Here is a 22,524-nt window from a genome sequence, read left to right on the forward strand (position 1 = left end):
AGACGTAATTGCTTATTTAAATTTTATGACTGAGAAAATCATAAAAAAATCCCATTTTCAATAAAATGAAAATGGGATTTTTTAGTTTATTAATTTTATATTATTCAATAATAACTTTCTTAGCCGAAGCTGCGTCCTGTTTAATTAAGTATACATAATAAACTCCTTTTGGTAAATCAGATAAATTAATCGTGTTATTTGTGTTGCCTGAACTAAAAGTAAAGGATTTTACCAATTGTCCTAATGAATTGTAAACTGTTGCTTTTTCTAAAGATATATTGCTAATGTTTACTTCTCCTTTAGTCGGGTTTGGGTATAATACAGCTTTATTAAAAACAGAATTTTCGATTCCTAATGTAGAACAAGTCGCAGAATAAATAGTAGTTGGCTCTTTAATTTTAGACCAATTTGCATTAGAATAAGCAGGATCATCAACCTTAATACAGCTTAAAGTAGTAAGGCCAAGAAAAGATGTGCCGCCAGTATTTGCTGCTTTTTTATCCGTGATAGATGCTATATCAAGATTTCTGTTATTTCCATTTCTAAGGTTTATTGATACCAAAGGATTGTTAGAAATATAGATTGCTTTAATATTAATGTTTTTAGAAAGATCCAGCGTCGTAATCTGGTTTGAAGAAATATCTAATGTCTCCAAAGCCAGATTTTTACTAACATCAATAGTTGTCAATTGATTGTAGCTACAATCTAAATACACTAAGGATTTGAAATTTTCGATCCCGGATAAATTAGAAATGTTACTGTTAGAAAGATCTAAAGAAGTAACAGAAGTAATATCTGCAACTGTAATTTTCCCGTTTAAACCATCTGTGTCAATGCCTAAATCAATTAATCGCTGTTCAAAATTGTGATCGGCAATCAAAACAAAATCTCCTCCACAATTTGTATTAAAAGCTGCAGCAGCATCTTTTTGAGTTGACCAATGCGAATTTGAATACGCCGCATCATCAACCTGAATACAAGTTAAATTAGGATTATTTCTAAAATCTACATTATATAAGATAAAGTTGGGATCAGGATTATATGGTTCTAAAAGAGTATTATTTCCGTTCTTTAAATTTAAGCTTGTTAATTTGTTCGAAGCACATTCAAATGAATGTAAATTAGTATTTACCGAAACATCTAAAGTTGTTAAGAGGTTATTACTGCAATCCAATAAAGATAATTTGGTATTCTTAGATACGTCCAGATTTGTCAGCTTATTATTATCGCAATATAAATAATCTAATTTCAGGTTTTTCGAAACATCTAAAGCCGTTATTACATTATAAGTACAGTCAAATATCTCTAAATTAGTATTTAAAGAAACATTTATATTAGGCAATTGATTTCTATAAACAAGAAGTCTTGTCAAAGCTACATTTTGAGAAACATCTAAATACGTTAACTTATTTGTGTTACAAATCAATGAAGTTAAGGCAGTATTTTTAGATACATCTAAAGTTGTAAATAAATTATTTCCAGCCGATAATTCTGTTAATGCTACGTTATTAATAATATCCAGATAATTGATTTGGTTAGAAGTACAAGTAAGCGATTTTAAAGCCGTATTTTTAGACACATCGATATATCCTATTTTATTATAACCGCAATCAAGTTTAGTTAATGCTGTATTGAATGTAACGCCTAAATATGTGATTTGGTTTGAAGCACATTGCAAAGTCGTTAATGCTTTGTTTTGAGAAACATCAAGCGTTTTTAGTCCGTTAGCGTAACAATTTAAATACGTTAAAGCCGTGTTTTTTGACACATCTAATGTTGCAACAACATAATTATTGTTACTGTCTAAATACGTTAACGCAGTATTTTTAGAAACATCTAATGTTTTTAATTGATAATTACCATTACATTCTAATTTAGTCAAAGCAGTAAAACCCTGAATTCCTGTTAAGTCAATAATAGAACTATAAGAAACGTTTAAAGAAGTTATGGTATTAATATTCGAAGTCAAAACTTTACCATCAACAACGCCGGAATCAATTCCTAATGCGATTAGTTTATTTTCGAAATTTACATCTGGAATTAAAGTATATAAATTTGTGCAATTTGCAGAATAACTCGCGGTTGCATCTTTGGCATTAGCCCAATTTGTATTAGAATACGTTGCATCATCAACCTGAATACAAGTAAGATTAGGATTTTTGGTAAGATTTAATGTCGAACTGTTCAGCAAAGTATTTTTTCCGTTTTTCAAATTTAAGTTAGACAGATTATTCCAGTCACAAAATAAATTAATCAAAGCCGGGTTTTGTGATAAATCTAAACTTGTCAATTGGTTTGAGCTACAAGACAAATAGTTCAAAGCCGGATTTTTTGATACATCAATTGTAGTCAAAAGGTTTGAGCCAAAATTAAATTGAGCTAAACTTGTGTTTTTAGAAACGTCTAAAGTTGTTAGTTTGTTAGAAGCAGAATCAAAGTTTTTTAATAAAACGTTTTTAGAAACATCTAAAGCAGGAATGTCATTTACACCACAAAATAATGAGGTTAGTCCGGTATTGTTAGTAACATTTAGTACTGATAACCTGTTAAAATCACAGATTAAAACAACTAAAGCCGTGTTTTTAGAAACATCTAAACTTGTTATTTGATTACTGTTACAATATAAATTAGTCAATAACGTATTTTTCGAAACATCTAAAGCAGTTAGTTTTCCATCGCCTCTGGCATATGAGCTTCCGTTTAATCCGTTGCAGCGTAATGACGTTAATAGCGTATTTTTTGTAACATCTAAGCTTAATAAATTTTGTGAACTGCAATTTAAATCTTTCAATAATGTGTTTTGAGAAAGATCTAACGTTGTCATCAAATTTCGGCTACAATCTAAAGTTGTCAAAGCAGTAAAGCCTTGAATTCCTGTTAAGTTTGATATAGAACTTGATGATACATTTAAAGCAGTTACTTTATTGATATTCGAAGTTAAAACCTTACCATCGGGAACACCAGAATCAATACCTAATGATATCAATTTGTTTTCAAAATTTAGATCTGGAATTAAAGTGTGAAAAACGGAACAATTAGCTGAATAATTTGCAGTTGCATCTTTAAGATTGCTCCATTTTGTATTTGAAAGATTAACATCATCAACCTGAATACAACTTAGATTAGGATTTTTTGTAAAATTTAAAAATTGAGGTATTAAAATGGTATTATTTCCATTTTTTAAATTAAGCTCCACTAAATTATTGCTCATTAAATTAAGCTCCTTTAACACTTTATTTTTTGAAATATCTAAAGTACTTAATTGATTATTGGCTGCATTTAATGCGATAAGTTTAGTGTTTTTTGATACATCTAAAGTAGTAATAAAGTTTTTTTCAAAGGCAAGGGAGAGTAGTAAAGGATTCTGTGATACATCAATAGTTGTTAGTTTATTTTCTCCAAAATAAAGATCATCTAAAAGGATGTTTTTTGTAACATCCAATGAAGTCAAAAGATTATTGGCGCAATATAAATAGGTTATTTCCAGATTCTTAGAAACATCTAAAGTGGTCAGATTGTTTTGGCTGCAACTAAAAGTTGAAAGATAAATGTTTTTAGAAATATCCAAAGAAGTCAATTTATTATTCTCACACTGAAGCCACGTTAGTGCAGTATTTTTAGAAATATTTATTGCACTAATAGTATTGACACTGCAATTTAAATTTGTTAGACTTTTAAAGCCTTCAATTCCTTTTAAATCGGTAATGGAACTGTAAGAAACATTTAAGGTAGTTATTGTATCAATGTTCGAATTTAAAACTTTTCCATCAACAGAACCGGAATCAATTCCTAAAGCGATTAATTTATTCTCAAAATTAACATCAGGAATCAGCGTGTATAAATTTGAACAATAAGCTGAATAACTAGCAGTAGCATCTTTTTTACTTGCCCAATTAGTATTAGAATAACTTATATTATCAACTTGGACGCAACTTAAATTAGGATTATTTGTAAAGTCGATATAACTTGACAATGAAGTATTTTTTCCGTTTTTTAAATTAAAATTTACTAATTGATTCGATTTGCAGGATAAAGCAGTAAGTAAAGTATTTTTAGAAACATCAAGACTTGTTATTTTATTAGCGCCACAATCTATATTATAAAGCGCAGTATTCTTAGAAACATCTAAACCTGAAAGCTTATTTGATTCACAACGTAAATCTTTCAAAACTGTATTTTTAGAAGTATCCAAAGTTGTTAACTCATTTGACCCACAGAATAATTCAGTAAGTAAAATATTTTTAGAAACATCTAAGTTTGTAAATTGATTTGAAGTAGCATATAATTCTTTTAATTTAAGTTGCTTAGAAACATCAATAGTTTTTAACGGATTCGTACTCACGCGCAAAGAAATTAAATCTAAGTTTTTAGTGATATCAAGACTTGAAAGCTGATTAGATTGAGACCATAAATTTGTCAATTTAGTGTTTTTAGAAACATCAATACTCGTTAATAAATTGCCACTAAAATCTAACTGGGTCAAAGCAACATTTTTAGAAACATCCAGATTTGTTATTTGATTGTATCTGCAATCTAAATAAGTCAAAGCAAGATTATTTGAAACATCCAGACTTGTTAATCGATAAGTATTATACATGCTGGAATCACATGATAAATAAACAAGCTTCAGATTTTTAGTAACATCCAAATTAGTTAATGGATTTAAACCAACATAAAAAGTAGTCAAATTTACATTCTTAGAAACGTCAATATTTGCTATTTGATTTGAGTCACAATACAATTCAAGTAAGGCTATATTCTGAGTAACATTTAGATTGGTTAATTTATTAGAATAACAAACTAATTGAGTTAATGAAGTAAAATCCTGTATTCCGGTTAAGTCAGCAATATTACTTGACGAAACATTAAGAGTTGTTAATGAATTAACATTAGCGGTAGCTACTTTACCATCCGGAATTCCAGAATCAATTCCCAATGCAATTAATTTTTTTTCAAAATTTACGTCAGGAATTAAAGTGTAAACAGATGTGCAAAAAGAACTGTAAGCTGCAGTTGCATCTTTTTTATTTGGCCAATTTTGGTTTGAATATGATTCGTCATCTACTTGAATGCAGGTTAAATCTGGATTATTAGTTGCGTCAAAGCCAAAAGTGAGAATAGTATTTGCACCGTTTTTTAAATTCAGAGATATAAGTTTATTCGAACTGCAGTCTAAATACTGTAAAGAGGTATTTAGCGTAACATCTAATTTTGGGATTTGATTTTTTTTAACAGTTAAAATAGAAAGCAATATGTTTTTAGAAACATCTAAACCAGTAAGAAGATTATCGTTACAATCAAATGTTTTTAACAACACATTCTTTGATAAATCGATTTCAGTTATTTCATTTCGTTCTAAAGCAATACTTTCTAAAGCAGTATTTCTGGTAACATTTAAACCTGATAGTTTATTAGTTAAACAATAAAGAGTTTTAAGTGCTATATTTTCATTAAGGTATAAATTTGTTAGTAGATTATTTCCACAATATAAATCAGTTAACAAAATATTACTGTTTGTATTTAACGAAGTTAGTTTGTTCTGGTTACAATCCAGATATGTTAAATTTACCAAACCTGAAATATTTAAAGTGGTAATATTGTTACTACTACATTTTAAGGTTTTCAAATTAGTAAAAATTTCAATACCTGATAATGAGGAAATAGACAAATTGCTTACATCTAAATCAGTTATTGCAAGTGTATTAGCTGTCAGGATTCGTCCGTCAGCAATACCGGAATCAATTCCCAGTGCAATTAATTTGTTTTCAAAGGTAATGTCTGGTATAACCGTGTATTGTGCATAAATAGAAAAATTTGCCAGAAACAGCAACAAAAGTAGTTTTGTTCGCATAAATTAAATTTAGGAATTGGAGCTACAAGTATACAATTTACAATTGTCATTTTATTACGGGAAGACGTACTAAAATAAATAATTTTTCTTTTTTTTACGCGCAAACATAAAGTTTTTTATTTCATATAATATATTCAGGTAGAAAAATGCCTGTTTAATATGAAGTTCAGACGTTTCTTAAATGTTAACATAAAAATCATAACACAGTGTTAATCGTTAGTTTTATGTAACAAAAAATTATAATTTAGAGCCATATTTTAATTTTCATCAAAAAATAAATACATGAGTCCTATAAAAATAAATACTTTATCTGCCTTTGCATTACTTGTATTTGCAGGCTGCAGCACCACTTTGCAAGCTCAAACATCTAAAGAAATAATTACTGCACCTTTAGCCGTTATAAAAAAAGCACCACTTAGCGAAAATCAATTAAAAAGATGGAGTCATCTTGATTTAATCAAGGATTCTATTCCTGGAATGAGTGTTGACAGGGCTTACGCCGAATTATTGCAAGGAAAAAAAGGAGTAAAAGTAATCGTAGGAATAGTAGATTCTGGTGTTGATATCGAGCATCCGGATTTACAGGGAATGATCTGGACAAATCCTAAAGAAATTCCCGGTAACGGAATCGACGATGATAAAAACGGTTTTATTGATGATGTTCACGGATGGAATTTCCTTGGTGATGCCGTTCATGAAAATCTTGAATTGACACGCGTCATTAAAAAAGGAGATAACGGTTCTGCCGAATATAAAAGTGCTTTAGCGCAATACGAGGAAAAATCTAAAAAAGTTCTTGAAGACAAACAACAAGTAGATTTTTTACTTGATGTTCACAATACTATAAAAAAAGCGCTAAATAAAACTACTTATAAATTAGAAGATTTAAGTACTATTTCTTCAACAGATCCAAAAGTAGGAAGAAGCAAAATGGTGATGACTCAAATCTTAACCAATGCAGGACCAACTTTTGATCCTGAAGCAGAATTAGAAGATTACAGAGAATCAGTTTACGATCAATTCAATTACAATTTGAATAAAGAATATGACGGAAGAAAAATTGTAGGTGATAATCCGGAGGACATTAAAGACAATCATTACGGAAACAATGTAGTTTTTGGTCCTGACAAAGAAAAAGCACTTCACGGAACACACGTTGCCGGAATTATTGCGCAAATTCGCGGTAATAATTTAGGCGGAGACGGAGTTACCAATAATGTTGAAATCCTTACAGTTAGAGCCGTTCCTGATGGTGATGAATATGACAAAGATATCGCTTTAGCAATTCGTTACGCTGTTGATAACGGAGCAAAAGTAATTAACGGAAGTTTTGGAAAAAGCTTTTCTCCGCACAAACAATGGGTTTATGATGCTATAAAATATGCCGCTAAAAAAGATGTTTTAATTGTACACGCCGCAGGAAATGACGGATATGACATCGATAAAACAGAAAACATTAATTACCCAAATGATTCTGAAGACAACATCAAAGAATTTACCAATAACGTACTTACAATTGGAGCAATCAACAAACAATATGGAGAAACTGTAGTAGCAGGATTTTCAAATTTCGGAAAAATAAATGTTGATGTTTTTGCTCCCGGAGAAGAAATTTATGCAACCGTTCCCAACAATAAATACAAATATTTGCAAGGAACTTCAATGGCGTCTCCAAATGCAGCCGGAGTTGCAGCATTAATTCGTTCCTATTATCCAAAATTAAAAGCAGTTCAGGTAAAACAAATTTTAATGGATTCAGGAGTTGCGCTTCCGGCAATGATTGTTTTAGGTGAAAATCCAAATCCAAATGAAAAGCCTGTAGCAGTATCTTCTGCAGTTTCATCAAGAACTGGTAAAATGGTAAATGCTTACAATGCTTTATTAATGGCAGAAAAAATGTCTAAAAAATAAAAATAATACACATTATTAACCTAATGGAAGAGTGAAAACTCTTCCATTTTTATTGAAAAATATGATGCATAAAATTCTACTATTTTCATTTTTGAGTTTCGGTTTAAACGCAGCATTTGCACAAAGCGCCCCATATTGGCAACAACATGTTGATTACAAAATGGAGGTTTCGATGGATGTAAAAAACTATCAATACAAAGGAAAACAGGAATTGGTTTATACCAATAATTCTTCGGATACTTTAAAAAAGGTATTTTATCATTTATTTCCAAATGCTTTTCAGCCGGGAAGTGAAATGGATGCACGTTTGCATTTTATAAAAGATCCTGACGGAAGAATGGTGACCAAAGTAAAAGGTGCCGACGGAAAGGAAACAAAACAAAGCCGAATTGAAACTTTAAAACCAAACGAAATTGGGTTTCTAAAAATCACCAACTTAAAACAAGATGGTGTAACGGCTCAAACCAGAACTTCAGGAACAATTTTAGAAGTAACTTTGGCTAAGCCAATTCTACCAAATTCAAAAACTACTTTTACATTGGATTTTGACGGACAAGTTCCCGTACAAGTTCGTCGTTCAGGGCGTAATAATTCTGAAGGAGTTGAATTGTCAATGTCACAATGGTACCCAAAATTAGCCGAATTTGATTTTGAAGGCTGGCACGCAGATCCTTATATCGCAAGAGAATTTCACGGAGTTTGGGGAAATTTTGATGTAAAAATTACAATCGATAAAGATTATACTCTTGGAGGTTCAGGATATTTGCAGGACAAAAACGAAATTGGTCACGGTTATGAAGATGCCGGCGTAACAGTTAATTATCCAAAGAAAGCAAAAACATTAACATGGCATTTTATCGCACCAAATGTTCACGATTTTACATGGGCAGCAGATAAGGAATATACACATGATATTGTAAAAGGACCAAACAATGTAGATTTGCATTTCTTTTACAAAAACAATCCAAAAACTACTGAAAATTGGAAACAATTAGAACCTTTAATGGTAAAAGTAATGGATTATTATAACCAAAGAGTTGGAGCATATCCGTACAAACAATATTCATTTATTCAAGGTGGAGATGGTGGAATGGAGTATGCAATGTGTACTTTAATGTTAGGAAACGGAACGCTTCAGGGAATTTTAGGAACCGCAACACATGAATTAGGACATTCCTGGTTTCAGCATATTTTAGCTTCAAACGAATCAAAACATCCTTGGATGGATGAAGGTTTTACAACCTACATCGAAGACAGCGCTTTGAACGAAATCGCAGCTAAAAAAGAAGTAAATCCGTTTAAAGGAAATTACGCCGCTTATTACCAATTAGTACAATCAGGAAAAGAGCAGCCACAAGGAACTCATGGAGATCGTTATGATGAAAATAGACCTTACAGTATTTCGGCTTATGTAAAAGGAAGCATCTTTTTGTCACAATTAGAATATGTAATTGGGAAAGAAAACGTTGATGCAACTTTAAAAAGATATTTCAATGATTTCAAATTCAAACATCCAACACCAAATGATATCAAAAGATCAGCCGAAAGAGTTTCCGGAGCTGAGTTAGACTGGTATTTAATTGATTGGACAGAAACTACAAATACAATTGATTACGGAATTAAAGATGTAGCAGATAATGCAGGAAAAACGACAGTAAGTTTAGAGAGAATAGGCAGAATGCCAATGCCAATAGACTTAACGGTTGAATATACTGACGGAACTTCTGAAAGCTTCTACATTCCGTTAAGAATGATGAATTTCATTAAACCAAATCCAAACCCAAACGTAAAAAGAACCGTTTTAGACGATTGGGCATGGGCGCAATCAAACTACAGTTTTACAATTGATAAAAACAAAACAGCCATCAAAAAAATCACCATTGACCCAAGCGGATTAATGGCAGATGTAAAAGCTGCAAATAATGTTTATGAAGTAAAGTAAAAATTTAAAATTATTTTTAATAAAGCCAAAGCCGGAATAAAATCTTGCTTTGGCTTTATTGTTTTCAAAAAGGATTAAAATAGTATTTTGTTTTAATCACCAATGCAAAATTCGATAGTATTATACTGTTAAAATTTAATAATTAAATTACTACCTTCGACCCGTCAAAATAGCAAATGTTAATAATTTTGTGAATTGACAATCTAAAAACAAACTAATAAAACTTACCAATTTAAAAATGAAAATTAGAAAAATCGGAACCAACAATGAGTTGCATGATATTAAAAAAAGAAAACCTTATAAAATTATTTTCTTTGCTGTAATCATTCTTTCAACCGCAACTTTTTTTGGCTTTAAATATTTAAAAAAGCCGCCTGCTGTTATTTGTTTAGATTCAGATACAAAAGTCTATAACGAATACAAAGGCGCAGTTGTGCTGATAAAACACAGCTATGGTTATTTTGCAAAAATCAAGGGAAAAGAAATTCAGCTTACTAATGAAGACGCAAAAGAAGAAACAGTTTTCGGAACAGGTTTTTTCGTAGACAGAGACGGAAAAATATTGACTAACAGCCATGTTTTACAGCCATGGAACGCATCAGATGAAGAGCAGGAAAAAACAAATACTGCTATAAGAAATCTAAGATTGAAAATTGCTTCAATTCTTACTACTGATATTTCAGAAGAGGAGTATCAAAGTTTTATTGAAAGAAACTGGAAAATTGCATCTGCTTATGATGAAAGTGAAAGTGATTCTGAAGGTGAAAGTGAAGAAACAACTGAAGAGCCAGCGGGTGAAGAATTTGTGAGTTCAAATGATACAGAAGTAGTAGATACAGCTAAAGTAACAACAGATATTGCAGCGGCTATTCCGGTTAAGGAATATGTATCGATGGAAGATATTGAGGTATATGTCAAAACTGTAGATATTGTGGTTGCACTTCATGACTCTGATGATCAATGGCTTAGTTGCGAGATCGAGAAAATTTCAGAAGACACCAATATTGATTTAGGCATTGTACGACTAACGGATCATAAAACTCCGCAAAGTGTTGCCAACACCATCAATCTTGACAATGCAGTTGAGGATGATGCTTCTTTAAATCCAGGGCAAAAAGCAATAATGATTGGCTATCCTTTAGGAATGGATTTGGCACAAACAAATTCTGGTATAAAAGTACAGCTTTATGATGGTAAAATAAGTAAAGAATCAGACGGGAACAAAATTCAATATAGTATCACTTCTACGCATGGTGCCAGTGGCGCACCGGTATTTAATGAGTGTGGTCAGTTGATTGCAGTCAATTTTAGCGGAGTAGATGAAGTACAGGGTTTTAATTTTGGAATTGTCGCTAAGCATATTCGCACTTTCTAATTAAACCTTTCAAGAATTTATTAGTTTTTCTTCTTTATAAGTAAATAAAAAATCACTTTTTTATATGAATAAAATTTTTACCATATGTGCATTATTTGTATTTAGTGCAGTTTTTTCTCAAATTCCAACTCTGGACGTAGAAAATCAAAAGAAAAATCCGGTTATCCTGCAAGAAGCAAAAATTGAAACCAAGATTTTAGGAAACCTTGCCACAACAACAGCCATTTACACATTTTACAATCCGGGCAACAGAATTTTAGAAGGAAAACTTACCATTCCGTTACCTGAAGGAGTAAGCATAAGTGGTTATGCTTTAGATATCAACGGAAAATTAAGAGATGCAGTTCCTGTTCCTAAAGAACGAGCTAAGGAAGTATTTGAAAGTCTTGAAAAAAGAAATATAGATCCGGGGATTATTGAAAAAGTAGACGGAAATAATTTCCGAACAAGAATTTATCCAATTCCGGCCAAAGGCAGCAGAACCATTAAAATTACTTATCATCAGGAATTAAAAAATTCTGCTTCTGATTATCAATATTTTTTAACTTTTGCCAATGAAACTGTTAGTATTCCAAAATTTAATCTGAAAGTATTGATTAATGAAAGTTTGGTAGTTCCTAAAATTACTGAAAATCCAGATGGAAGTTTTGCTTTTCAAAAACAAGGAAATCAATGGATTGCCGAGATTAGCAAAGAAAATTTTACGCCAAATGAAAATCTTAAAATAACAATACCAAAAGTAAATCAGTCTTCAAATATTTTACTGCAGAAAACTTCCGAGAATAAATTTTATTTTGCAGCGAGTGTTTCGACGGATTTCCCTGTGAAGGAAAAATCAAAATCTCAAAAGATTGCAATTATTTGGGATAATTCATTTAGCGGATCCAAGAGAAACCATCAAAAAGAACTTGACTTTCTGAATGCCTTTTTTTCCAGCAACAAAGATATCTCAGTATCTTTTGTCCTTTTAAATAATGTTCTGGAGAAAACAGAAGAATTTACTGTTTCGGGTGGAAACTGGAGCGCATTAAAAAATAGAATTGTTGGCTTGAAATATGATGGTGGAACCGACTTTGGTGCATTAAAAGAGATTTCAGGAATAGAAGAATATCTTTTATTTTCTGACGGGATTTCAAATTTTGGTGATTTGACTTTAAAATTCAAAAAACCTGTAAATAGTATCGTAAGTACGCCAACTTCTGATTTTAATCTTCTTAAACTTTTAGCATCACAATCAGGTGGGAATTTTATCAATCTGAATGAATTAGACACTCAATCTGCATTAAAAACATACAATAAACAGCCCGTTATATTTTTAGGTTTTAAAGAAAATGCGGCTATTCAGGAACTATTTCCTAATGTTGGAACTGCAGTAAATGAACCAGTCAATATATTTGGAATTTCATCTCCAAATTTGGGAAAACTAACCGCTCTTTTTTCTGTAGGGAATAAAAAATATGAAGTGCCTGTAGATTTCAATACCGCTGTGCAAGTAGATAACTGGCCAATTGCGCAATTTTGGGCACAAAGAAAAATCAATGATCTTGAACTCAATTCAACTCAAAACCGTGATGAAATCAGAAATTTGAGTGAACAGTTTGGTGTAGTAAGTAAAAACACAAGCCTTATTGTATTGGATGACGTCAATGATTATGTACATTACGGCATTACACCGCCTCAGGAATTATTAGCGGAATACAACAAAATCGTTTCAGGAAACAAAAAAGAAATTTTAGAAAAAAGAAAAAACCTTCTGTCTAAATCTTTTGATATAACCCGCGAACTGGTAACCTGGTGGAATACCGAGTTTAAACCTGCCGAAAAAAAGCAGTACCCTAAAATTTCTAATCAGTCATTAGCAGAATCAGCAAATAAAGATCAAGTACGAGATAATGATGGTTACAGTAATTCAAGTGCTGATAATGCTACAGGAATGGGTAGATCAACAAAATCCAACGGTAAAATAACTTTGGTAGAGGTAGAAAGTAACGAAGAGTATATGAAAGATTTTCAGAATCTACAATCCTCTGAATTAATCTACCAAAAGTATCTTGAAAATCGTGCTAAGTATGAAAAGCAGGTAACGCATTATTTTGATGTCTCTAAATTGCTATTCAAAAAAGGAGATAAAGCACTTTCTTTAAAAGTTTTAAGCACATTAGCAGAGCTCGATCTTGAAAATGAAGAGTTATACAAGACCATATATTATCTACTAAAACAAAGAGGTAATTATGAAAAAGAATTATGGATCACCCAGAAAATTCTGGAATGGAGACCTTTTGATTCTCAAAGCCACAGAGATTATGCATTAGCCCTGATTGATAATAAAAAACCTCAGGAGGCTCTTAATGTCTATAAATCTATGCTTTATCAGGAATATACCGATGAAATTTCAGTAAGAGACAACGGTATAGAGGAGATTTTGATTATGGAAATTAATAATATTCTGACCCAAAACAAAAATGTAGACGCGAGTAAAATAGATGATCGTCTAAAAGCAAATCTACCAATAGACATTCGCGTTGTAATTAACTGGAATAAAGACAATACAGATATAGACCTTTGGGTTACAGATCCAAGAGGAGAAGATTGCTCCTATTCTCATAAATCTACAGAAATTGGAGGGCGATTAAGTAATGATTTCACTCAGGGTTTTGGTCCAGAACAGTTTTTACTAAAAAAAGCCATAAAAGGTAAATATAAAATTAAAACCAATTTTTTTGGAGAGAGACAGAACATACTTTCCGGACCAACAACGGTGATGGCAGAAGTTTATCTGTACTATTCTGATGGAAGACAAGAACGCAAAATCGCTGTTTTTCAGAGTCAGAAAGAAAATAAACGCGAAAACGACAGTAAAATCCTGATTGGAGAATTTGAATTTTAGAAAAAAAGCCCTTAAAAAATATTTTAAGGGCTTTTTCTTTTTTTCAAATTTATCTAAAAACAAATTACACTATTTTTATTTCGGTAATGTTGTTAGATTGCGCTTTTTTAAACGGAAACCATTCTCTGTAACTTGCACATCTCCACAACCATTCTACGGGTCCATAAGTATATTTTGAAAGCCACCATTTGCTTATAAAGAGTTGAAGAATGAAAATGAAAACAGCTAAGGAAAAGTAAAACCAGTATGGCATTGAATTTCCTATTCCTAAACCAATTCCTGAGAAAATAAAAGCAGCCAGAATATTTTGTGCGATATAATTTGTCAAAGTCATTTTACCTCCAGCACTAAAATAGCTAAAAATGGTTTTTAGTTTGCCATTAATGTACAATAAGCTAATTCCGGTTGCAATAAAAATCATAGTGCTCAAAACCAACCAGTAAAGCGGGTGAAAGACTTTAAGAAGAGCAACTTTATAAAAAATTATTAAATTAAAGCTAACGCCAATAATAACAGCTACAATTAAACTAATCCAAAGTATGCGATATAATAATTTCCTGTTCTCAGTTAAATGATTAAAAAAATCTAATTTTTGAAGTAAAAAACCAAAAAGCATACAGGCTAACATAACAATATGTGCTGTTATAGCGTATCCGGGAATAATAATTTGTTCGTAAAATGAAGCCAATAAATTAAACTTAAAAAAGTCAAGCCAGTTTCCTGAATAGAATAATTTTAAGTATGCCGGATTTGTTGTAATTTCTGGATGTTCAACTGTAAAGCTATTTACATAAGCCATCATAAAAGGAGTGATAAGTATAAGTGACGCACTTATAATTGCAAGTGTTTTTGCGGAACATTTGTAAAAAAGTAACATTACAAGTCCTAAAAAAGCGTAGTCTTTTAAAATGTCGCCAAGCCAAAACGACGAATTAATAAATGCCAATATAAAGAGTAAAATCATTCGCCAAGCAAAAAAAGTTACAGGATTTTTGCCTTTGGCAGCAATATTATTAATTAAAATAGCAAAACCATATCCAAATAGGAGTGTTAATAACGTCCATGATTTTGCTGCAAAAAAATAACGGTTAAAATAGCTCAATATTTCAGATAAGATACTATTGTTGATTTTTTGAGGTACGCCGATAAATAAAAAATCAGAAAAATTACCAATTGCTACACCTAAAATGGCCCAGCCGCGAAGAATGTCAACAATAGCAGTTCTTTTGCTTTGTTCGACAGGATGATAAGAATTTGTCATTTGATTAACGTTTTTGTTGTGATTTGATTGATGATTTGTGATAAATTTGAAAGTATTCTAATGCAGTCAAAAGTAAGAAAATTTTGAAATGATCTGTTTTTATTTGAAAATATATTTCATAAAAAAGCGTGTTATTTTAAAAAGAAATTCTTTTAAAATAACACGCCTTAAAGTATGGAGAGAATTTAGATCTATCTCAAATGTTCTATCATATCTTTTGTCATAGATTCAAGATCAAAAGTATGTTTCCAGTCCCAATCTTCTCTTGCCTGAGAATCATCGATACTTGCCGGCCAGCTATCCGCAATTTTCTGACGGAAATCAGGCTCATAAGTAATCGTAAATTCAGGAATATGTTTTTTAATTTCATTTGCAATTTCAGTTGGCGTAAAACTCATTGCCGCTAAATTGTATGAAGAGTGTATTTTGATTTTATCAGCAGGAGCCTGCATAATAGCAATGGTTGCATTAATCGCATCATCCATATACATCATGGGCATTTTAGTTTCAGATGATAAAAAGCACTCATATTTTTTATCTGCAATAGCTTTATAGAAAATATCAACCGCATAATCCGTAGTTCCGCCACCAGGAGGCGTAGACCAGCTAATTAAACCAGGATAACGGATGCTTCGAACATCAACACCATAAATATTATGATAGTATTCACACCATCTTTCACCCGCTTGTTTGCTAATTCCGTAAACCGTTGAAGGTTCCATAATTGTATATTGAGGCGTATTTTCTTTTGGAGTTGTAGGTCCAAAAACAGCAATACTGGATGGCCAGAATATCTTTTTTATTTTTTTTGCTTTCGCCAAATTCAAAACGTGAAACAATGAATTCATATTTAGATCCCATGCAAAAGCAGGATTTTTTTCGGCTGTAGCCGATAAAAGTGCCGCCATTAAATAGATATCAGTAATTTGATGCACTTCAACAAGATGCTCAATCTGATTAAAATCTAAAGCATTGACCACTTCAAACGGACCTGAATTAACAACGTCAATATTTAATTTTCGAATATCAGATGCAATTACATTGTCTGTACCGTATAATTTTCGCAGTTTTTGAGTCAGTTCTGTCCCAATTTGACCGCAAGCGCCAATGATCAATATTTTTGGATTCATTATGTAGTTTTTAGATACGCAAATATAACGTTTTCGCAATTATTTTTACTTTTCAGAACAACAAATTATAAATTTAACAACGATGAAGATTATTTTTTGGATTATTCTCCGTTGAGGCGTATAATTATTTTTGCGTTTAGCCACACATACAGATTTTTTACCGCAAAGGCCGCAAAGATTTTAAAATTAAGCAGTTTTATAAAACACAAAATTCGCAAAGCTTTGTGTTGATGAAGCTTTGCGAATTTTGTGTTTTTACTAAACCCAGCATATTAAAAAATCTTTGCGGCCTTTGCGGTTAAATTTACAGACACATATTCCAGCCAGTTAGAAATAATCTGTGTTAATCTGTTTAATCCGTTAAATCGGTGGGCAAAAAAATACGACCGATTTATAGAATCTTTAGCAAAAAACAGCATTCGTAATTGTAAATTTACTTTGTAACTTTGTAGCTTAATGTTTTTTCAAATGAAATATAAAATATCTCTTTTTCTGCTTTTTGTCTTTGTCTTGAATTCATGTCAGAATGAAGATGAAAAACGTCTTGCTGAAAATAAAAGAGAAGCTAAAAAAAAGGAACTTATTTTTGATAATATCAATAAAGGCTGGTTGTTTATTGACGAACCAATTAATGAAATTTCAGAACAAAAAGTAAATTCATGGAATGAATGGCGCGATTTTTTAAAGGAAATTGGCGATAAACCAAGAAAAACTATTGGAGCTTTTCAAAAAAAGTCAACAGCGATTTCAAAAAAAGCAATTGCCTTAAACGACAATATTCCTGCTGAGTTTAACGTTCCTCAAATAAAAAGCCGAATTTCTGTTTTGATTACCAAAATAAAAATGATGGATTTATTTATTCATTTAAATCAAATTCCGGCTGAAAAAGTGACTTTCTTAGTTGGAGACATCAACAAAGAATTAGTTTCTTTAGAAAGACAAATGGACAATATTATTGTTAAAAGTAAAATTCCAAAAGAACAGGGAGAAGAAGATTTCTTGAAAATGTTAGACACAACACGTGCAATTCCAAACACAAAAGTAAATCCGATTCCGGGAAGAAGAACAGATCCAAATTCGCCACAACTTGAGTAAAAACGCCTTATATACAATGTATGATAATCTGCCCAAAAATCAGCAGATTGCCACACAATTACTGGAGCAGAACCAGATAAAAATGCATCTTAACGGATTGTTAGGATCAGCAGTTTCATTTGTAATACGCGCTCTTTTCAAAAAAACCGAGTTGCCTTTTCTACTTATTTTAGACAATAAGGAAGAAGCCGCTTATTACCTGAACGATCTCGAACAAATGATTGGTGAACAAGATGTTTTGTTTTATCCGGCATCATTTCGCCGTCCTTATCAGGTTGATGAAACAGACAATGCCAATGTTTTGCTTCGCGCTGAGGTTTTAAACCGAATTAATTCCCGAAAAAAACCGGCAATAATTGTTACATATCCCGAAGCACTTTTCGAGAAAGTTGTAACGCGTCAACAACTCGATAAAAACACATTAAAAGTTGCTTTAAACGATAAGATTTCAATTGATTTTATCAACGAAGTTTTGTTCGAATACGAATTCAAAAGAGTCGATTTTATTACAGAACCCGGAGAATTTTCGATTCGTGGAGGAATCGTCGATGTATTTTCATTCTCAAACGATCATCCGTACAGAATTGAGTTTTTTGGAAATGAAGTTGATAGTATTCGTAGCTTTGATGTTGAAACTCAACTATCGGTAGAAACACATAAAAAAATCACGATTATCCCGAATGTTGAAAACAAAATATTTCAGGAAAACCGCGAAAGCTTTTTAGATTATATTTCCGAAAAAACAGTACTTTTTATTCAAAATACTGACGGACTTTTTAGTCAGTTAGACAAACAATTTGCAAGAGCGCAAGAAGCTTTTGACAAACTTTCGGGAGAAATAAAACACGCAACGCCGGAGCAATTATTTTTAAATCAGGCTTCGTTTATCAAACGAGCATTAGACTTTTCGGTAGTGGAATTGGTTTCAAAACCAATTTTCAAAACCACCAAAAAGTTTGATTTTCATATTCAGCCACAGCCATCTTTCAATAAACAATTTGATTTGTTATTGAATAATTTGAGCGAAAATCATTTTAACGGATTCAAGAATTATTTATTCTGTTCAAATGAAACCCAGGCAAAACGTTTTCACGATATTTTTGAAACTTTAGATGAAGCCAATTCAGAGAATATCCGAAAGCAATATCACACGATAGTTTTACCATTGTACCAAGGTTTTATTGACGAAGAAAATCAAATTACGGCGTATACAGACCATCAGATTTTTGAACGTTATCATAAATTCAACATCAAAAACGGCTATTCTAAAAAGCAAAATATCACGCTTAAGGAATTAACCTCGCTTTCGGTTGGCGATTATGTTACACATATCGATCATGGAATTGGGAAGTTTGGCGGATTACAAAAAATTCAGGTTGAAGGAAAAACGCAGGAAGCCATAAAACTGGTTTACGCTGATAATGATATTGTATATGTAAGTATTCACTCGCTGCATAAAATCTCGAAATACAACGGAAAAGACGGAACACCGCCTAAAATTTATAAGTTAGGATCGAACGCCTGGAAAATTTTAAAACAAAAAACCAAAGCGCGTGTCAAACATATTGCGTTCAACCTGATTCAGTTGTATGCAAAACGTCGATTGGAAAAAGGATTTCAATTTGCGCCGGACAGTTATTTGCAAAACGAATTAGAAAGTTCGTTTATTTATGAAGATACGCCGGATCAAACCAAATCAACGCAGGAAGTAAAAGCCGATATGGAAAGCGATCGCCCAATGGATCGTTTGGTTTGTGGAGACGTAGGTTTCGGGAAAACCGAAGTTGCAATTCGTGCCGCTTTTAAGGCTGTAGACAATAGTAAACAAGTTGCAATTTTAGTTCCGACGACGATTTTAGCGTACCAGCATTATAGAACTTTTACCGAAAGATTAAAAGATATGCCGGTTTCAATTGGCTATTTGAATAGATTTAGAACTGCAAAACAAAAAGCGCAAACCTTAAAAGATTTAGCCGAAGGAAAACTGGATATTGTAATTGGAACACATCAATTGGTCAATAAAAATGTAGTTTTTAAAGACTTAGGATTATTGATTGTCGATGAGGAACAAAAGTTTGGCGTAAACGTAAAAGATAAACTCAAAACAATTGCTGCAAATGTTGATACGCTGACATTAACGGCAACGCCAATCCCGAGAACTTTACAATTCTCATTAATGGCGGCGCGAGATTTATCGGTAATTACAACACCTCCGCCAAATCGTTATCCAATAGAAACAAATGTCGTTGGGTTTAATGAAGAAATAATTCGTGATGCGATTTCGTATGAAATTCAGCGTAACGGACAAGTTTTCTTCATCAATAATAGAATTGAAAACATAAAAGAAGTCGCAGGAATGATTCAGCGTTTAGTTCCAAATGCAAGAGTCGGAATTGGTCACGGACAAATGGAAGGTGCAAAACTTGAAGAATTAATGTTAGCTTTCATGAACGGAGATTTTGATGTTCTTGTAGCGACAACGATTATCGAAAGTGGTTTAGATGTGCCAAATGCCAACACCATTTTTATCAACAACGCGAACAATTTCGGATTATCAGATCTGCATCAAATGCGTGGTCGTGTAGGACGTAGCAATAAAAAAGCATTCTGTTATTTTATTTGTCCGCCATATTCATCCATGACCGAAGATGCCAGAAAACGTATTCAGGCATTGGAACAATTCAGCGAACTTGGAAGTGGCTTTAATATCGCGATGAAAGATCTTGAAATTCGTGGCGCCGGAGATTTATTAGGTGGCGAACAAAGTGGTTTCATTAATGAAATTGGTTTTGATACATACCAAAAAATCATGAACGAAGCCATCGAAGAATTAAAAGAAAATGAATTCAAGGATTTATATCCGGAACAAAATGATATTGAAACAAAAGAATACGTAAAAGATTTACAAATCGATACCGATTTTGAGTTGTTGTTTTCTGATGAATATATCAATAATGTCACAGAGCGTTTGAGTTTATATAACGAATTGGGTTCTGTGAAAAACGAAGAAGAACTGGTTATCTTTCAAAACAAATTAATTGACCGTTTTGGACCAATGCCTCCGCGTGCCAATGCCTTGATGAATAGTATTCGCATCAAATGGATTGCTACAAACATAGGCATTGAGAAACTAGTAATGAAAAAAGGTAAAATGATTGGTTACTTTGTATCGGATCAGCAATCTGATTATTATCAGTCGTCTAAGTTTAAAAAAGTCCTGGAATTCGTCCAAAAACACACTAATCTTTGCCAAATGAAAGAAAAACAAACTCCAAATGGTTTACGACTTTTGTTGACTTTTGAAAATGTAAAATCGACCAAACGAGCTTTAGAATTAATGGAATTATTAGGAGAATAATTTTAATTTTTAGAAGCAGAATAATTTCGTTTTAAAACACCATTAGTCCCGCTATCCCTTACAATCTTTTGTCCCGAACAACGGGACAAAAGGATTTCCAGTTCTATCGGGGCTAGATTAGAAATTTAGAATTTTATTCGCCCATAAGTTTAATGTTTTAATTCGTGCTAATTCGTGGCAAAAACATTAAGCTTTATTTATCTTTTACTTAAGAAAATCCTTAAGACCAAAAAGTTTTCTTTGAGAGAAATTTTAAAGAAAATATCTCTATGCAATACCAATTTATTCTTCTGTTTTTATTTTTCGGGTTAACCTCAACTTTCGCTCAGCAAAACAAAAAAAGCGTTTTAAATGATGCGCTAAAATCTGAAACAATTGATCCTTTACGTCCTGCCAAAGCAGCTTTTTACTCCGCTATTTTTCCTGGATTGGGACAGATCTACAATAAAAAGTACTGGAAACTTCCGTTAGTTTATGGCGCAATTGGCGCAAGTGCCTATTTTTATATCGACAGCCAGAAAAACTACAACATTTACAGAGACGAATACAAAAACCGACTTGCAGGAAACACCGGTAATTCTGAATATTTAGCCAACTTAAGTGAAAGTCAGTTGGTTTCGGCACAAAAACAATTTCAGCGAAACAGAGATTTATCCGCATTGTTTATCGTCGGTTTTTATGTTTTAAATATTATAGATGCTAATATTGATGCAGCTTTGTCTCAATTTAATGTAAGCGAAAATTTGGCTTTTAAACCAACAATGAACTTTAGAAATGAAAATTTAAAATCTGATTTTGGGTTTGCGCTCAATTACTCGTTTTAAATAATTTCCTCAAATACAAAAAAGGCGTATGAAAATTTTCATACGCCTTTTTTTGTGTTTTTAAACGAGCTTAATAAGTCTTATTCTGATACTCTTAAAACTTCTGGGAGTCACTTTATAATAAACATAGGGTTTAATTTACTAGATCCTTACCAGCAATTGTACATTATGCCTGATGATTTTATTTGTCAAAAAACGAAATCAGGAATTCTAAATTGTTGAAAAGGTATTAATAAAATTTTAAAATTATACCTATGAGTTTTTTAGCAAAATTAGAAATCGATAATGCTGTTTTTAATGTTTTGGAATTTGACGTGCATCTTACCCAGGAAATTGACAATAATGGCAAACCTGCCAACAAACCCAAATCAAGACAAATAAAACTGCTGATTGAAACCACGCAAACCGATTTATTTTCGGACTGGATGGTTTCAGAAACCAGTACCAAGGACGGAAAAATTATTTTTTACCGCCGCGATGCCATGAGCACCATGAAGAATGTAACTTTTAAAAAAGCCTATTGTATTTCGCTCAAAAAAGCTTTTTCCAGTCAAGGTGTTGTTCCCATGACTACGGAAATTTTGATTACTTCAAAAGAAATAAAAATAGGGAATACTGTATTTGACAATAACTGGAAAAATGTTTAAACAAAAAACTGCAATTCAATAAACTAAAAAAACAACCAAAAAATGGCATTACAGATTAATACAACAGTAAAAATAGGCGGCAAAATAATTGGCAGTTTCACCGATTTAATAATCGACCAGAAAATTCATAAACACAATACCTTCAGCTTAAAAGTACGAAAGGATTTATTGGTAGAAGAACTGAGAAGCGTAATGCCGGCTTCTTTGGATTTATCCGGTCAGAGAATCAGCATAGAAGTAAAA

11 protein-coding genes and 1 pseudogene are annotated in these 22,524 nt (G+C 32.1%); 9 read left to right on the plus strand and 3 right to left on the minus strand.

Features of this window, described 5'->3' with window-relative positions; all coding sequences use genetic code 11:
* Positions 1-100: 100 nt before the first annotated feature.
* Positions 101-5,851: a T9SS type A sorting domain-containing protein gene (locus tag ACHZDT_RS07795; RefSeq protein ID WP_394774061.1), complete on the minus strand. Its 5,751-nt coding sequence runs from the start codon at positions 5,849-5,851 to the stop codon at positions 101-103.
* Between the two features lie 282 nt (positions 5,852-6,133).
* On the opposite strand from ACHZDT_RS07795, the gene ACHZDT_RS07800 reads away from it, so the two are divergent.
* From ACHZDT_RS07800 to ACHZDT_RS07815, 4 genes are all read left to right on the plus strand, one after another.
* A complete protein-coding gene (locus ACHZDT_RS07800) occupies positions 6,134-7,762 on the plus strand; it encodes a S8 family peptidase (RefSeq protein WP_394774062.1) in 1,629 nt (542 codons plus the stop codon).
* Between the two features lie 64 nt (positions 7,763-7,826).
* Positions 7,827-9,704, plus strand: coding sequence for a M1 family metallopeptidase (locus tag ACHZDT_RS07805; RefSeq protein ID WP_394774072.1), 1,878 nt, complete (start codon positions 7,827-7,829; stop codon positions 9,702-9,704).
* Between the two features lie 238 nt (positions 9,705-9,942).
* On the plus strand, positions 9,943-11,079 hold the full coding sequence (locus tag ACHZDT_RS07810) for a serine protease (RefSeq protein WP_394774063.1): 1,137 nt from the start codon (positions 9,943-9,945) through the stop codon (positions 11,077-11,079).
* Positions 11,080-11,143: 64 nt separating this feature from the next.
* Complete coding sequence (locus ACHZDT_RS07815) at positions 11,144-13,966, plus strand: VIT domain-containing protein (protein ID WP_394774064.1); 2,823 nt, start codon at positions 11,144-11,146, stop codon at positions 13,964-13,966.
* Positions 13,967-14,030: 64 nt separating this feature from the next.
* On the opposite strand, the gene ACHZDT_RS07820 is transcribed toward ACHZDT_RS07815, so the two are convergent.
* Together ACHZDT_RS07820 and ACHZDT_RS07825 are read right to left on the minus strand one after the other, a co-directional pair.
* Entirely contained in the window at positions 14,031-15,227 is a 1,197-nt protein-coding gene (locus ACHZDT_RS07820) for a DUF418 domain-containing protein (RefSeq protein WP_394774065.1), read from the minus strand.
* Positions 15,228-15,418: 191 nt separating this feature from the next.
* Positions 15,419-16,357 carry an L-threonine 3-dehydrogenase gene (locus tag ACHZDT_RS07825; RefSeq protein ID WP_394774066.1) on the minus strand — a complete coding sequence of 313 codons (939 nt, stop codon included), beginning with the start codon at positions 16,355-16,357 and terminating at the stop codon, positions 15,419-15,421.
* A 468-nt stretch (positions 16,358-16,825) separates the two neighbouring features.
* On the opposite strand from ACHZDT_RS07825, the gene ACHZDT_RS07830 reads away from it, so the two are divergent.
* The 5 genes and pseudogenes from ACHZDT_RS07830 to ACHZDT_RS07850 form a co-directional block, all read left to right on the plus strand.
* Complete coding sequence (locus ACHZDT_RS07830; RefSeq protein WP_394774067.1) at positions 16,826-17,452, plus strand: hypothetical protein; 627 nt, start codon at positions 16,826-16,828, stop codon at positions 17,450-17,452.
* Entirely contained in the window at positions 17,445-20,810 is a 3,366-nt protein-coding gene (gene mfd, locus ACHZDT_RS07835; protein WP_394774068.1) for a transcription-repair coupling factor, read from the plus strand. The genes ACHZDT_RS07830 and mfd overlap by 8 nt, the downstream gene beginning before the upstream one ends.
* 269 nt (positions 20,811-21,079) lie before the next feature.
* Positions 21,080-21,634, plus strand: coding sequence for a DUF5683 domain-containing protein (locus tag ACHZDT_RS07840; protein WP_394774069.1), 555 nt, complete (start codon positions 21,080-21,082; stop codon positions 21,632-21,634).
* Between the two features lie 254 nt (positions 21,635-21,888).
* On the plus strand, positions 21,889-22,281 hold the full coding sequence (gene tssD, locus ACHZDT_RS07845) for a type VI secretion system tube protein TssD (protein ID WP_394774070.1): 393 nt from the start codon (positions 21,889-21,891) through the stop codon (positions 22,279-22,281).
* Positions 22,282-22,323: 42 nt separating this feature from the next.
* Positions 22,324-22,524, plus strand: a pseudogene (locus ACHZDT_RS07850) (type IV secretion protein Rhs); the annotation flags it as partial.

Source organism: Flavobacterium sp., from assembly GCF_043722275.1.
GTDB lineage: Bacteria > Bacteroidota > Bacteroidia > Flavobacteriales > Flavobacteriaceae > Flavobacterium.